Here is a 14432-nt window from a genome sequence, read left to right on the forward strand (position 1 = left end):
AATCAGGCCTCCTGTGCGGCTACAATGTCCACTGCCCCGTGGAGTGCATCCACCACTGCCTGGGAAGAAATCGTGGCCCCGGTAATGGCATCGACCTGTCCGCCTTTGCTTTTCAGGCTCACATCAGCTACCGGCATGTTCGTGAACTGGCCTTTGAACCATTCTTCCACTATAAGGGCTCCAAGTCCAGGAGTTTCGGAATGTTTCATTACCTGCATTCCGGTAATCGAACTGTAATCCGCCGAAACTCCGGCGAGCAATTCAATTGTGCCCTGGGCTCCGACCTCTTGCTTCTTCACCGCGTATCCCACAGTATTTCCGGAGGCATCCACCCCACGGTAATAGAGGACTATGGGTTCGCCTGCGTCGTCCACTCCGTCGCTTACTTCTTCAAAATCCGAAGCTGCAGGAAGAATCACTTTTAGAGCATCTATCTGCTGCTGGGCCTGTAATTCATGTAACGCATCCTGGGTGGGCCCATAGGTCAGCCCCAGCAGGGCCGCCGCAACCGCAGAAATGACGACCATTTTCACAATAACATCTATTACTTCCTTATTATCACTCATTTACCACACCTCCCAGGGGTTTTGGAAGGGTCTTCATTTCAATGAACGGACCTACCGCATTGGAGAGCAGGATTGCGTAGAGAGTACCCCATACATAGTTCCCTGAGAAGTAACCGTAAAGCACTGTCAGGAGCCCACAGAGGATTCCATAGACAATTCTTCCGTTCTTTGTAACCGGACTGGTGGCAGTCTCGGTGGCGATGAAAAACACTCCGAGGAGGAAAGTTCCCTGCACGATGTAGGACAGCGGGTCTCCAAGGACGAGGCCCAGGACCACCGTTGTCAGGAAATAGCTGAGAGGGATTCTCCATTCAATGTATTTCCTGGCTATCAGCACAAGCCCCGTTAGGATTATAAGAATCGGGGACACGTCCGTCAGGAAACCGGCTCCATTTTCATAGAGCAGGTCTGAAAACCCGCTGGCAATCGGAACAGATCCGGGGAGCATGTCCTGAGTCCAGGCGAGATTGAGGAATACCCAGGCAGCAAGAGTCGGGTGGAAAATATAGGACCCAAGTCCTCCAAAAGCGTGTTTTCCAACCCCTACGGCAAACGCCCCACCGACAAAGATCATCCAGGCAGGAAGGGACGGAGGACAGATCAGGGCAAGTAAAAGCCCGAGATATGCAGCATTTCCGTCTGCGATCGTTAATTTCTGCTTAAGCACCGTCTGAATCACAAATTCAATTCCAACCGCCCCTAAGATGGCCGCGAGAATATTCACAATGGCCAGCGCGCCGAATAAGGTAAGTGATGCAGCACCTACAATGAGAAGGGCTACAATCCTTCCATACATGAGGCTCTTTACCGAAACCTTTGATCTCCTGTGGGGCGGGGGGGATATAGTAAACTGTGTCATTCTATCACCTCCGCATTTTTAGCTTCATTCATCTTCTGAAGCTGGAGTTTCGAATAGCGGATAAGCTGAACAAGATGCCTCTTTGCCGGACAGACCGCGGCACATTGTCCGCATTCAATGCAGCTTAAGGCGTAGTATTCCCCGCATTTTTCGTACATCCCACAGTCCGCCATAACCGCAATCCTGCCGGGTAGCAGGTTTATGGGACAGACGTCCACACAGCGGGCACAGTGGATGCATTCCGTTGCTTCGTCTCTGAGGACCTCGTCTTTGGTCTGGACAACAATACCTGTTGTATTCTTGGCAACAGGCACTTCGTCCGTATAAACGGCCACTCCACCCATGGACCCGTTGATAATGATCTTTCCGGGTTCACCCTTGTAGCCACCGCAGGCCTCGATAACTTCCTTTACAGGAGTCCCGAACCTGACAATGACGCTCTTTGGAGCATTTACAGCTCCGGTTACCGTAACAGCGTTTTCAAGGTAAGGTTTGCCTTCGTTAACGGCGTCATATACGGCTTTTGCTGACTTTACTCCACAAACGGTCAGATGCGCGTCCGCAGGGGTATACCCGAGGGGGATGCGCCTGCCCATAACTTCGGCGGCCAGGAGGTTCATCATTGTGGGCGTGTAGGTCTTTTTGCCTGCAACAAGCACGATGATGTCTTCGTCCGCGTCTTCAAAGTAATAATCCGCGTGGCGTTTTCCTACGAGTGGAGCAACTGTCAGAGGCTTTCCATCAAATTTTGCGCTCTTGAAAGCCTTGATGGATTCCTTGTCATCCGCCCTGAGCACAATGACCCCTTTCGAAATACCTCCTGCCTCCAGCATGAGCCTAAAGCCTTCCAGGACTTTGTCAAGAGAAGGAAGGTAAGCCCTGGTAATCAGGGAGAAGGTAGCATTCAGGATCAGAGTGTCGATTCGGCCCCCGGGTTTTAAGGCAATATATGTCGGTTTTTCGTAATATTCGACAATTCCCGCTTCCCTGATAATTTCTATTAACCTTGAGGGGGGAGCGTTCTTTTCAGGCACGAATTCAACGGATTCCGTGCATTCCGTGGGTGCGAGCACCACACTGAAGACCTTTTTCCCACCGGGTCCTGGCATATCTGCAATGGATGACACTGTCCCGCAATAAGGGGAATGGACGTAGGCGAGGTCGCTTCCCTCGCAGTCCCCTATCTTCTGGCCGATTATGACTTCTTCGCCTTTCTTGACCAGAGGAGCACAGGCAATCCCATCATGTTGTTTTAAGGGTAAAATTACCTTTTCAGGTAGTTTGTCCAGTTTGATTACATCACTCAAGTGAGACACCTCCCTATTATTCCTTATCGACCTCTTCGGGTCTCGGTTTATTCGGGTAGCTCACACCGATGCTCTTCACGGCAGCCGAATCTCCAGCCGGGTCCTCGATATAACCGATGGACCCCCAGTCGATCACGGCTTCACTGCCATGGCAGTCCTTACAGGTCATGGGGTCAGCCATTCCTACGTCACTGCTCACGATGTTGTGGGACACCTGATAGTAGAGTTCAACGGTTCTCAGTACCGCGTTCGGGTAATCAGCTGTTCCGTCTTCGTCGGCATCGTAGGCCTGCATTTCCTCAACCGTGACCTCACCGTTCTCATCAGCGTCCGCGGCTTTCACGTACTGTACGGGAATTGCGTCGCCTGTTGAGGGACTGGTGTTCGGGTTTGCAAGGACAGCAGCATCAGTACCTGCGTCCCACCAGGTCCCGGTAATTTTGTTGAAGGGAGTCAGCATTACGTCGCTGTCATTCCTTGTGTCAACACCCGGAAGGACATCGCCATAGTTACCGTTGGTCCAGGCAAGGGTGGGCTGGAAGTCTTCTTCCCAGTACTCATCTACCCTTTCCCCACTCTGCCAGCTGAAGGCCTTGATGGGCTTTCCACCAGGGAGTTCTCCGCCCGGAAGGACCGGGATATGGCAGGAGGTACAGTCAAGGAATTCCATGTGTGAGTCCGCAAACGGCCCGTGAGAAATTCCTGCGTGACAGGCTTCGTCGTCACAGCTCCTCATGGTATCGTCAAAGTGGCTCTCCGGCATGTCAGGGGTATCGGAGACATTCCCTCTCCCAAACTGGTGGTCCGAGGTTATGAGATAAGCTTCCGTGTGGTGACATTCCGCACATTCCACACCTTCTTCAGCATGGGCATCGTGTTCGGCATAGAACTCTTCTTCACCCCAGGCAACTGCCCTGGTGGACACGTCCTGGATGTGACACTGCTCGGAACAGGAGGTATCACTTGGTACACCGTTTACCGCACCGTGGAAAACGATCAGCAGAGGATAGGGGGTTAAGAAATCGGCATTGTAGATGGAGAGGCGAAGCCCATCTTTCTGAGCAGCTTCAAGTGCATTTTCCATTCCAGCCTTATTTGCGTTTTCGTAATCCCCGCTTGCGATTTTCTCCGCTCTTGCATCGAAATCATAGAGGCCGGAACCTTCATGACACATCATGCAATCGACTTTAACGCCGTATTCATCAAGTGGACCCCCGCCAGGGTGATACTTTCCAAATTCAGCAACCCAGGCGTCCTTTCCGGACGTTTCAAGATCAAAATTCGTGAGGGGAGACCAGCGGTCCATATCAACCTGTACATGATAAGAACTATTCACTCTCTCATAGACACCGTAGTGACAAACTCCGCAGACCTCGTCAGACCATTCCCCCTTTGTCATATAGTGGGTTGAAATAGCATCATTCCCACTATAGCCAAGAGAGGTATATCCGACTGCGGTCATGAGGAGCAGTACCGCGACTCCCGACACCATCAGATTTAACCTATTCATAATGACCACATTCTTTCTTTTTTATTATCCATGTTGCCTGATGGGCAAAAGCTATAATTTTCAACAACTCGTCCGGATTTCAACAAATCACCCGGATTCCAACAAATCACCCGGATTTCAACAAATTACCCGGATTTGAAAAACTTATTCAGATTTTAGTAATATGTAGGCATTGATAATAAATTCATAATATAATTGTTAAGGATGTCAAGGATGTAAAAGACTAATATTATAAGGGGCAGGGCGGGCAAACTACCGTATCATTCCACCTTTTGTAAAAGGCATATCCCGGAGTTAGGAATTAACGGAAAGCTATCGAACAAGGAACTGGCATAACGGCTAGCTCGGCCTTTCTGGCACCCCAGACATTCCTTAGTTTTTTGATCACCAGCTTTTGATTTTCTTGTTTGATACGCTTCATTTGTTTTTAAAAAACAAAGATGAATTCCACTTCAAGGGAAAATGTTTACCCGAGGTAATACTTATTTCTTTCGAAATAAGTTTTAAGGTTATTTTACCTATAATATAATAAAGATGCAAATATAACTTATTAAAATAGATAGGAATAAATAATTTATAAAAAAATATAAAATACTTGATGTAAGAAAATGATATCCAGTATTAATATATATAACTTCCCTATAAAAAATAACATGATTATCCATTATAAATGGAATCGGAGGGCTTTGTAAGAATAGAAGTCCCGGGGAATAACAGAAAAGAAAAAAAAGAAATAAACGGGAGATATGCTGGAAATATTATGAGGAATATTATATAATTATTTATATGTTGAAACCCGGGCATTAAAAGATATAATAATAGAAAGATAAAAAAGAACTCCGAAAAGAATAACGAATAACGAAAGAAGTATGGAAGCCCAAAATAGCAAAAACAGTCAGAGGTCTGGTAAAAAACAGACAAATAAAAAGAGGAAAGAGAAAAACTTAAAAGGGAGCAGAACTCGCAAAATTAAATACGTATAAGCAAAATCTAAAAAAGCATAGAAAGCAATATAAAAATCATGAAAGCCAGATATACAGCATTTTTTGTACTGATAATCACAGTAGCGGTCCTTATCGCAGGCTGCATTCAACCGGAAACTGTGGAAACGACAGACACACCGGAAGGGACAAACCTTAGCCCTGAAGGGACCGAGCTACAGCCTTTCCAGCAGACGCGGAGCATAATGGATACCGAAATCACCGTTAAGGTCTTTGCTCCAAATGAAAGTGAAGGCTTCAGGGTTATCAATGAGGCGTTTGAAGAAGTGGAAAAGATCGATTCTCTTATGAGCCCCTCAAAAGCAGAGAGCCAGCTTAATCTCCTTAACACCGAAGGAATAGGGGAGGAAGCAGACCCTGCTTTTCTTTATGTCCTGGAACGTTCCCGCTATTATTCGGAGCTTAGCGGAGGGGCCTTTGATATCACCGTAAAACCCGTACTTGACCTCTGGGCAGAGAAATACGGCCCCACAGGCCCGCACACCCCCCCCACCCCTGAGGAATTAAACGCAACCCTTGAGCTGGTCAATTATTCTAAAGTAAGAATAGAGGGACGGCAGGTAAGCCTTTCTCCGGGTATGGGAATTGCCCTAGGAGGGATTGCAAAAGGGTACGCCGTTGATAAGGCGCTTGAGTCCCTGCAGGCAAACGGCATTGAAAACGCCTTTGTAAACGCAGGCGGAGACGGGAAGTACATAGGGGAAAAGCCGGATGTATCGGGGGAAAAAGAACTCTGGGTTACCGGCCTCCAGAACCCCGAGAAAGGAGAAGATTTCATAACCCGAATAAATGTCAGAGACGTGGCCGTGGCGACCAGCGGAAATTATGAACGTTATTTTAATGAATCCGCCAGGGGCTCCCATATCTCCGATCCGAGGACCGGCTACCCTTCGGAGGGGCTTATGGGCTGCACCGTGATTGCCCCAAGTGCAATCGATGCCGATGCCCTTGCGACCGCCGCCTTCGTGCTGGGGGAAGAAGAGGGCCTTGAGTTGATCGAAAGCCTCGAAGGCGTAGAGTGCCTGCTCATAACGAATGACCGCCGCCTTGTCTATTCCGGCGGGTTTCAAGAATACGAGCTTGCTTGAGGAATACGAGCTTGCCTGAGGAAAAGGCTCCTTTCTTCATGAGGATTATTTCTTCTACTAAAAGGGGTTGGCTTAGGGTAAGGACCCTTTCCTTCCCCTCTACATCCTTTTTAACTCAACCGAGATAGAACGTGTGCAGGGTCTCATAGATGGGGCCTTCCGGAGTCAGTGTACTTTTTTTGAGCTCGACCCGGTCCACTTTCATGCTCCCTATTTTCACGTCCTTTAACTCATCAAAAACGTCCAGGAAAGCTTTTTTCCGGCCCATTTTAAGGAACTTTATCCTGGCGAGGGTGGCGTGGGGAGCAAATTTCCTCCTGTCCTTTTCAAACCCGAGAGGCTCCAGCAGCCTTTCCACCTGTGTATGGAGGGCCTCAAAATTCCCGACACCTCCAAGCCAGAGAACCCTCGGGTTTCCGGGTTTCGGAAATGCGCCCAAGCCTTCGACTCTGGCCTCAAAAGGCTCACATACGAGGGAATCAAGGGCCGCCAAAATTTCAGGAACGGATGCTTCTTCCACATCTCCTAGAAACTTTAATGTGATGTGGATAAGCTCGGGGTCAACCAGTTTCAAGTTCAGGTCCGCAAACCGGGCCTGAATTTCCGCAATCTGTTCCCTGAAAGCAGGGTCAAATTCCACTGCAATGAATGTGCGTATCAAGAGTTACCACCTGATTTTATGTATGAAGGCGGCCCTCAAAAATATTTCCGTGGAAAAAAAATGCCGGAAGAACAGAAAAGAAAAAATATAAAAAGTACAAAAAGGAAAAAGTAAACGGAAAAAGGGGAAAAAACGGAAAAAATAAATGGACAAAAAGAGATTTGCGGAATATGTATAAGGGACAATCATAATGTATTTATGTATAATATTATAGTGATGGCTGGATAATATTTCGCACAACGTTAAACTCCGGCCTATTAACCCGAAAAAGGACGCGGAGAAGAAGCGAAAAAAACCTGGAATAACCTGAAAAATTCAGAAAGAACCTGGATGACTTCATCCTGATAAAAAACAAGAGGAAAAAGACCTGATGGATAGAGCACGTATCATTGCAGAAAACGCGACCCGAATAGCCGAAGAGTTAGGGGCAAGCGCGATAATGGTAGCAGGGGACCTTAATTTTGAGGGGATCCAGACAGAGGTCCCCATATTTTATACATCCACCCGTCCGAAGAGCCTTATAGACCACCTGGTCTCAGCGGCAAAGGAAGGAAAAGGAAGTGTAAAAGAACTTATGAGCCAGCTCAGTCAGGAGGCCTCCGGAAATGTCGAACATCTGCAAAATGCCACTGCCATTGAATATGTGCTCGGGGAATTTAATTCGGGGGTGGTTGTGGGAATTATCGAGGCAAAAGACTCGAGTTCCATCATCGTGCACTCCCTTGAAGAAAACCCCATGATCAAAGCCATAAAGGAATGTGAAGAAAGGGTCCGGCCCGAGGTCGTAAAAGCAGTTCTGAAAATAGCCTTTGATATCGCAATTGCCGGCAGGGAAGGAAAAAAAGTCGGGTCCGCCTTTGTAATAGGGGATTCCGAAGAGGTCCTAAAACGTTCCCACCAGATGATCCTCAACCCCTATGCGGGCCAGGCCGAAGCCGACCGGAACATCCTGGATAGGAAAAACTGGGAATCAGTAAAGGAGTTTGCCCAACTCGACGGGATTTTCCTGCTGGACGAAGAGGGCATGATCCACGCAGCCGGACGCTATCTGGACGTGGACGCAAAAAGTGTGGAAATCGAAAAAGGCCTTGGAGGAAGGCATGTCTCCGCCGCCGCGATCACAAGGGACACCGTGGCAATCGCAGTTACGGTCTCGGAGTCCGGAGGAGTCCTCAGGGTATATAAGGACGGAAAGGAAAGTATCTGTATAGAGTCTGTCCAGCTCTGTACGAGATACATTTGAGCCAAGCCATGAAAAGGATTTTTTACATCCCCTTTACCTTGAAATTCCTGCTCCTCCTTATAATAGTCCTGACCTTCGGGCTCGGTTCCCTCTTTCTGGGGACCGTCATCTCCACCTTCGTCAACTACCCCTCCCTAAAACTTTCGCCTAACGGCTCAGGTTTTTGAGGAAGGGGCTTGTTTCGGCAAGTCCCTGGTTGACCAGATCGCCAGTAAGGAGCTTTGTAATACTGGCAGCCGATACGAAAGAATATTATAGTTACCCTGGAATGCCGCCTCAGTTTCAGGCTCTAAGGATGCTGGTTAAACAGTCCTGAGAGGTAGGGACAGTGCTTGCATCATACAAACCTTTCAGTATCAGATCGAGAAGAAGCCGGATTTGGTGGGTTGACTCCACAGCCCCCAATATGCATAACTCCAAAAAATGGAGGTGAACTCTATATTAGTTTACGTAAAAAACCAGAACGGAAAACCACTAATGCCCTGTAAACCATCGAAAGCCAGAAAACTTTTGAGGGAAGGTAAGGCAAAGGTTTTGAGAACTACACCATTTACGATTAAACTGCTTTTCGGAAGTAGTGGGTACACTCAGCCCGTGATAGCAGGCATAGACTCAGGCTCGAAAGTTGTTGGCTGTACGGCTATTGCTAACGGAAAGGTAGTTTATCAGTCAGAAGTTCAGTTAAGGCAGGATGTTTCTAAAAAGATGGATCAACGGAGGATGTACCGGAGGACCAGGAGAGCCCGAAAAACAAGGTACAGACCTGCAAGGTTCAATAATAGGGCAGCTTCAAGGAAAGAAGGAAGGCTGGCCCCTTCAATCAGGAGTAAGCTAGAGTCCCATATCAGAGAAAAGAACTTTGTGGAATCCATCTTACCGGTTACAAAGTGGAAGGTCGAAACGGCTTCCTTTGATATTCACAAAATAACGAATCCGGAAGTTTCAGGTATTGAGTATCAGGAAGGTCCACTGAAGGATTTCTACAACGCCAGGGCTTTCGTACTGGACCGGGACGGGTACACATGCCAGCACTGCAAAGGTAAATCAAAGGATAAGCATTTGCAGTGTCACCACATCATTTTCAGATCAGATGGTGGACCCGATACCCCGGAAAACCTGATTACCTTATGCAAAACCTGCCACCAGGCCCTCCATGCCGGAGAGTTTGAGTTAAAGAAAAAGCAATCAAAAACCAAACATGCAACCGACATGGGAATTATCAAAAGCCAGCTTAAAAAGTCAGACTGGGAGTTTGAGGAAACTTTTGGTTTTGAGACCAAGTTCAAAAGAGAACAGTTTTTAAAGCTCCCTAAAACTCACTATAATGATGCTGTTGCCATCTGCTGCGAGGACGGACAAACGGTAAAGCTGGATAATACGGTTTACCATAAAAAACACGTTTCAGCCGGGGACTACAAGCAGACAAAAGGTGCTAGATCAGAAAAGAAGATTCCAACCGGTAAAATATACGGTATTAGAAAATTTGACCATGTAAAAACAGTTAAAAGGGAAGGGTTTGTGAAGGGAAAAAGAGCCACCGGCTTCTTTGCCATTCAAGATATATTTGGCAATGTGATATCAAACAGTGTCAACGTAAAGAAAAACTGTATTCGCCTCTGTGCGAGAACTACAACTTTAATCCAGGCGGTGAATGTTTGAACGCATTCCTCCCCCACCTGCCAGTTCCGGCAAAGCCGGAACTGTCGAGGAAGGGGTCTCCTGCTGAGGTAAGATGAAAAGGATTTTTTACATCCCTTTTACCTTGAAATTCCTGCTCCTCCTTATAATAGTCCTGACCTTCGGGCTCGGTTCCCTCTTTCTGGGGACCGTCATCTCTACCTTTATGAAAATCGGCTTTTCCGCGACAGACGCTCTTTTAATCCTGCTTGCCTCCCTGCTGGGAAGCGGGATGAATATCCCGGTCGCAATCCTCAGGTCCGAAATCCCCGTTGTCAGGGATAGTTACGTGAAAGGTTTTGGAGTATCCTACCGGATCCCAATCCGGAAAGTCATAAAAAACGAAACCCTGCTTGCCGTAAATGTGGGAGGGGCAATAATTCCGGTCCTGATTTCCGTCTACCTCCTCACAAAGTTCCCCCTTTCCCTGCCCATAGCAGCCCTGGGAGTCATTATCGTGTCAGCCGTGACCCATGCGGTCGCAAGACCCATCAAAGGCGTGGGGATAGCAACCCCCGCACTCCTCCCACCCCTCACCGCGGCCCTTTCCGCAATTATCCTGACCTCTCTTTTCGAAATCCCGGCGGGCTGCGGGGCTGAACAGTGCCTCTTTGTCACGGCCTACACCGGAGGGGTGCTCGGGACTCTTATAGGGGCCGACCTCCTGAACCTGCACAAGATCAAAAACCTGGGGGCCCCGATTGCAAGTATAGGAGGGGCCGGGACCTTCGACGGGATTTTCTTAAGCGGGTTTATTGCCCTGCTTTTGATCTAAAGCCGAAGAGGGGTCTATATGAATAGAAAAATGGCTTTTTTGGCCGTATGCTTCCTTTAACCTCTGTTCCACATTTTTCGAGATTTCATGGGCATCCACTATGTTCAACCGGCTGTCCACCACTATATGGACATCCAAGGCCGCGGCGTTTCCGATTTTCCGGGTTTTCAGGGCATGGAAACTCAGCACACCCTGCGTGGACCGTATAAGTTCCCCAATTTTTGCGCAGACCTCGGGGGGCAGGGATGCTTCGAGCAGTTCGTTTACGTTTTTATAGAAGATCTCGGCCGCGACCTTGAGGATAAAGAAGCTCAGGAGGACGGCAGCCAGGGGGTCGAGCACGGCCCACCTGCCCCCGAGCAGGATTGCTCCTCCGGTCCCGAGCATGGTCCCGACTGAAGAAAAAGCGTCCGAACGCTGGTGCCAGGCGTTTGCGGTCAGGGCGTCACTCTCAAGTTCCCGGGCAGTTTTTATGGTGTAGCGGTACATGCCTTCCTTTGCACCCACCGAGAGCACGGCTGCTGCAAAAGCAATCCAGCCCGGGACTGCCAGGACCTGGCCCCCCAAAACCGCAAGCACCTGATATAGCCCTGAGCGAAATATTCCACAGCCGACAACGAAAAGCGTCACCCCCACAAAAACCGCAGCCAGGGTCTCAACTTTCCCGTGCCCGTAATTGTGGGTGCTGTCCTCAGGTTTTTCCGAGACCCGGAAGCCGACAATTACCGCAATGTCGGTCATCAGGTCCGAAAGGGAGTGGACCGCATCGGCAACCATTGCGGAACTGCTGCCCAGGATTCCTGCCGTAAACTTGAAAATAGTCAGAAAAATGTTCACAAGCATTGCCAGCTTTGTTACCCGGACAGCCCGGCTAAACCTGGAATTGTCAACAACGTCTGAAGAATTCGAATCGATAGATACATTCTGAATAACACTTTTCATAATTTCTCAGTAAAAACGCATTTTAATTAATTGATAAAACTTGATTTTGAGGAAGTGAGGCGTAGGCTCACAAGGCATATATGTTTTATCCCGGAGCAGGATTCGCATATCCAAAAAGGTATTGGGAACGAAGGAATGTGTAAAATATATTGAAAGAGAAAAGGAAGAGAAAAGGAAGAAAGGAAAAAATAAGGCACGACAGAAAAATCATTTTCTGCCAGCAAGGACCCCGACAACCAGGAGGCCTAAAACTGCGGTCAGGAGTTCAAAGCCGGGGGCCTTCTTTCCACCCGCAGCTTCGGAGTCTCCGCTTTTTTCCCCGCCTGTTTCCCCCCCTTCAGGACCAGCTTTTGGTTGAGCAGCCAGGATTGCTCCATCACCTTCAGACTCGCTTTCAGAATCGTCCCCCTCAGATTTCAGATATATTACTTCTACCTGCTCGGACTCGTTCTGCAAGCTATCAGTTTCGGAAACCCCGGAATCGGAAGCTGTCTTTTCTTCAATTATCACATCCATTACCGGATAGAGCACATAGCCCTCTTTGGAAGTGCTGCCCTTGCCCTTGTCCGAGGTCTGGAAATACCAGGAGTCCGTAAAGTAGTTTTTCCTGTCCTTGTCAAGATTGAGGGTTATGGAGTTTTTGTTAAAGAGGGTAAGGCCTTCCTTCTCGGCCACATCAACTTCAAAGCCCTGGTACTCATCTCCGGCCTCGATAAGCATCACGTTGTCTTTGTCAATGAGCCAGGTATATTTGAAAACTGCAAAAGAGTCTACAGGCCCCATGAAAACGGAGTCCACGTAAGTGAGGAAGTAGAGCTGATCGTTTCCGTCTCCAAAATCAGCCGTTGCGGTAAAGGTCTGGCCTTCCACCGTCCCGTCCGTCTCAATGATTGCAGACTCGATTTCCTCCCCGTCTTTTTCAAGAGAGAACCAGACCTTGTTCCCTTCAACATCGACCTGCTGCACGGTTATTGAGTAAGCTTTTCCCAGGTCCCAGCTCTCCCCGGCTTTCAGCGTCTTTCTGTCGCTTCCGCTCTGGGAACAGACGACAGCTGTAAGTTGGGTTGCATCATTTTCAACGGCCACATAGGGTTTTCCGAACCAGGGTAGCTTGTAGAAGAAAAGGGAGTCTCCGAGTTCCTCCGGAACGGTGCCGGGGTTCAGGCCCAAACCGGTGACCAGTTCATACTTGCACGGGAATTGCTTCGTGCTGTAGACCAGTTCCTCCTCATCAATAATGTGGTTTCCGGGGTTGTTTTTTCCAAGAGGGTTGTTCCCTTCCTTTTCAACATATTGGAGCCTTTCTCCCCAGCCATCGGAAATAAAGTGAGCATGTTTGTTCACGGGGTAGCAAAAGCCACCGAAATTCATAGCGTCCCAGGAAAATTCGTCGGCTGAGGTCTCGTTCGTGTCGAAGGGACTGCCTCTTAACTTATAGGTACCGGGGTTGTCGAGAACCTTTGCCGGATACAGCACATACCCTTCGGGTAAGCTACTGCCCTTGCCTTCGTCTGAGGTCTGGAAGTACCAGGAATCCGTAAAGTAGTTTTTCCTGTCCTTGTCAAGGTTCAGGGTTATGGAATTTTTGTTAAAGAGAGTCAGGCCTTCCTTCTCGGCCACATCGACTTCAAAGCCCTGATATTCGTCTCCGGCCTCGATAAGCATAACGTTGTCTCTGTCGATAAGCCAGGTATATTTGAAGACCGCAAAAGAGTCTACAGGCCCCATGAAAACAGAGTCCACGTAAGTGAGGAAGTAGAGCTGGTCGTTTCCGTCCCCGAAGTCGGCCGTTGCGGTAAAGGTCTGGCCTTCCACCGTCCCGTCCGTCTCAATGATTGCAGACTCGATTTCCTCCCCGTCTTTTTCAAGAGAGAACCAGACCTTGTTCCCTTCAACATCGACCTGCTGCACGGTAATTGAGTAAGCTTTTCCAAGGTCCCAGCTCTCCCCGGCTTTCAGCGTCTTTCTGTCGCTTCCGCTCTGGGAACAGACGACAGCTGTAAGCTGGGTTGCATCATTTTCAACGGCCACATAGGGTTTTCCGAACCAGGGCAGCTTGTAGTAGAAAAGAGAGTTCCCGAGTTCCTCCGGAACGGTGCCGGGGTTCAGGCCCAGGCCAGTGACCAGTTCATACTTGCACGGGAATTGTACAGTTGTATAAACCAGTTCTTCCTCGTCAATAACGTGGTTTTCGGGGTTGTTTTTTCCAAGAGGATTGTTCCCTTCCTTTTCAACATATTGGAGCCTTTCTCCCCAGCCATCGGAAATAAAGTGAGCATGTTTGTTCACGGGGTAGCAAAAGCCACCGAAATTCATAGCGTCCCAGCAAAACTCCCCGGCTGCGGTCTCGTTCGTGTCGAAGGGATTACCCCTAATGACGGGGGCCGCCAGACTTCCCGGATTAAGGAGTAAAAAAATAGCCAGAGAAGCAAATATCGTATATAAAAATTTTACCAATTTTTGTTTCAAAGAAACCAGCCTCATTTTACTGATAATAATAACAAGTCAGATAATCGGAGGTATTCATGTGAAAGTATGCAATAATAATATTAAATAATTTAAACGTAACACTTGATAGTAAATAAAAGTAAATAAACTTTACTAAATGGCACGAAAAATAAGATTAATCAAAAGAAAGAAATTTATATAAATATTTTTGAAAAGTTGTGTTGTTCTTAATAAATTATATAAATGCGGATGAAAAAAAAGGTGAAGGAAAAAGGGAGAAGGAAAAAAGGAGAAGGAAAAAGGTGAAGGAAAAAAGGAGAAGTAAAAAGGTGAAATAAAAAAGGAGAAGTAAAAA

The 14432-nt window shown here is 48.0% G+C and carries 12 protein-coding genes; 5 read left to right on the forward strand and 7 right to left on the reverse strand.

The genetic code is table 11. The features are described from left to right. Positions 1–2: 2 nt before the first annotated feature. The 4 genes from rnfG to mmcA are packed head-to-tail and all read right to left on the reverse strand — an operon-like array spanning position 3 to position 4242. Positions 3–566 carry an Rnf electron transport complex subunit RnfG gene (gene rnfG / locus ACZ5QV_RS04245; protein WP_464601370.1) on the reverse strand — a complete coding sequence of 188 codons (564 nt, stop codon included), beginning with the start codon at positions 564–566 and terminating at the stop codon, positions 3–5. After that, positions 559–1425 carry an Rnf electron transport complex subunit RnfD gene (rnfD, locus tag ACZ5QV_RS04250; RefSeq protein WP_464601371.1) on the reverse strand — a complete coding sequence of 289 codons (867 nt, stop codon included), beginning with the start codon at positions 1423–1425 and terminating at the stop codon, positions 559–561. Before rnfD ends, rnfG begins: the two co-directional genes overlap by 8 nt. Further along, positions 1422–2741 (reverse strand): Rnf electron transport complex subunit RnfC, encoded by a 1320-nt coding sequence (gene rnfC, locus ACZ5QV_RS04255; protein ID WP_464601372.1) that lies wholly within the window; start codon positions 2739–2741, stop codon positions 1422–1424. The genes rnfD and rnfC overlap by 4 nt, the downstream gene beginning before the upstream one ends. Before the next feature lie 7 nt (positions 2742–2748). After that, positions 2749–4242: a methanogenesis multiheme c-type cytochrome gene (mmcA, locus tag ACZ5QV_RS04260; RefSeq protein WP_464601373.1), complete on the reverse strand. Its 1494-nt coding sequence runs from the start codon at positions 4240–4242 to the stop codon at positions 2749–2751. 1021 nt (positions 4243–5263) lie between these two features. On the opposite strand from mmcA, the gene ACZ5QV_RS04265 reads away from it, so the two are divergent. Further along, positions 5264–6331: an FAD:protein FMN transferase gene (locus ACZ5QV_RS04265; protein WP_464601374.1), complete on the forward strand. Its 1068-nt coding sequence runs from the start codon at positions 5264–5266 to the stop codon at positions 6329–6331. 115 nt (positions 6332–6446) lie between these two features. On the opposite strand, the gene thpR is transcribed toward ACZ5QV_RS04265, so the two are convergent. Beyond that, positions 6447–6992 carry an RNA 2',3'-cyclic phosphodiesterase gene (gene thpR, locus ACZ5QV_RS04270; RefSeq protein ID WP_464601375.1) on the reverse strand — a complete coding sequence of 182 codons (546 nt, stop codon included), beginning with the start codon at positions 6990–6992 and terminating at the stop codon, positions 6447–6449. Positions 6993–7362: 370 nt separating this feature from the next. On the opposite strand from thpR, the gene ACZ5QV_RS04275 reads away from it, so the two are divergent. From ACZ5QV_RS04275 to ACZ5QV_RS04290, 4 genes are all read left to right on the forward strand, one after another. After that, the gene (locus tag ACZ5QV_RS04275) at positions 7363–8235 is read left to right on the forward strand and encodes a DNA integrity scanning protein DisA nucleotide-binding domain protein (protein WP_464601376.1); all 873 of its coding nucleotides are present in this window, start codon (positions 7363–7365) and stop codon (positions 8233–8235) included. Between the two features lie 8 nt (positions 8236–8243). Further along, positions 8244–8402 (forward strand): hypothetical protein, encoded by a 159-nt coding sequence (locus ACZ5QV_RS04280; RefSeq protein WP_464601377.1) that lies wholly within the window; start codon positions 8244–8246, stop codon positions 8400–8402. 256 nt (positions 8403–8658) lie between these two features. Next, entirely contained in the window at positions 8659–9894 is a 1236-nt protein-coding gene (iscB, locus tag ACZ5QV_RS04285; protein WP_464601378.1) for an RNA-guided endonuclease IscB, read from the forward strand. A gap of 73 nt (positions 9895–9967) precedes the next feature. Continuing rightward, positions 9968–10687 carry a DUF1614 domain-containing protein gene (locus ACZ5QV_RS04290; RefSeq protein WP_464601379.1) on the forward strand — a complete coding sequence of 240 codons (720 nt, stop codon included), beginning with the start codon at positions 9968–9970 and terminating at the stop codon, positions 10685–10687. Here ACZ5QV_RS04290 and ACZ5QV_RS04295 read toward each other — a convergent pair. Then, positions 10655–11629 carry a cation diffusion facilitator family transporter gene (locus ACZ5QV_RS04295; RefSeq protein ID WP_464601380.1) on the reverse strand — a complete coding sequence of 325 codons (975 nt, stop codon included), beginning with the start codon at positions 11627–11629 and terminating at the stop codon, positions 10655–10657. The two genes, ACZ5QV_RS04290 and ACZ5QV_RS04295, sit on opposite strands and share 33 nt — an antisense overlap. Positions 11630–11836: 207 nt before the next feature. Then, the gene (locus ACZ5QV_RS04300) at positions 11837–14098 is read right to left on the reverse strand and encodes an S-layer protein domain-containing protein (protein WP_464601381.1); all 2262 of its coding nucleotides are present in this window, start codon (positions 14096–14098) and stop codon (positions 11837–11839) included. Between the last annotated feature and the right edge of the window lie 334 nt (positions 14099–14432).

Source organism: Methanosarcina baltica, from assembly GCF_055394095.1.

What these genes read in the sequence shown, in the direction of transcription:
- rnfG (WP_464601370.1), bottom strand. Translation starts at nt 566, where the DNA reads ATGAGTGATAATAAGGAAGTAATAGATGTTATTGTGAAAATGGTCGTC.
- rnfD (WP_464601371.1), bottom strand. Translation starts at nt 1,425, where the DNA reads ATGACACAGTTTACTATATCCCCCCCGCCCCACAGGAGATCAAAGGTT.
- mmcA (WP_464601373.1), bottom strand. Translation starts at nt 4,242, where the DNA reads ATGAATAGGTTAAATCTGATGGTGTCGGGAGTCGCGGTACTGCTCCTC.
- ACZ5QV_RS04265 (WP_464601374.1), top strand. Translation starts at nt 5,264, where the DNA reads ATGAAAGCCAGATATACAGCATTTTTTGTACTGATAATCACAGTAGCG.
- ACZ5QV_RS04275 (WP_464601376.1), top strand. Translation starts at nt 7,363, where the DNA reads ATGGATAGAGCACGTATCATTGCAGAAAACGCGACCCGAATAGCCGAA.
- ACZ5QV_RS04280 (WP_464601377.1), top strand. Translation starts at nt 8,244, where the DNA reads ATGAAAAGGATTTTTTACATCCCCTTTACCTTGAAATTCCTGCTCCTC.
- iscB (WP_464601378.1), top strand. Translation starts at nt 8,659, where the DNA reads ATGGAGGTGAACTCTATATTAGTTTACGTAAAAAACCAGAACGGAAAA.
- ACZ5QV_RS04290 (WP_464601379.1), top strand. Translation starts at nt 9,968, where the DNA reads ATGAAAAGGATTTTTTACATCCCTTTTACCTTGAAATTCCTGCTCCTC.
- ACZ5QV_RS04295 (WP_464601380.1), bottom strand. Translation starts at nt 11,629, where the DNA reads ATGAAAAGTGTTATTCAGAATGTATCTATCGATTCGAATTCTTCAGAC.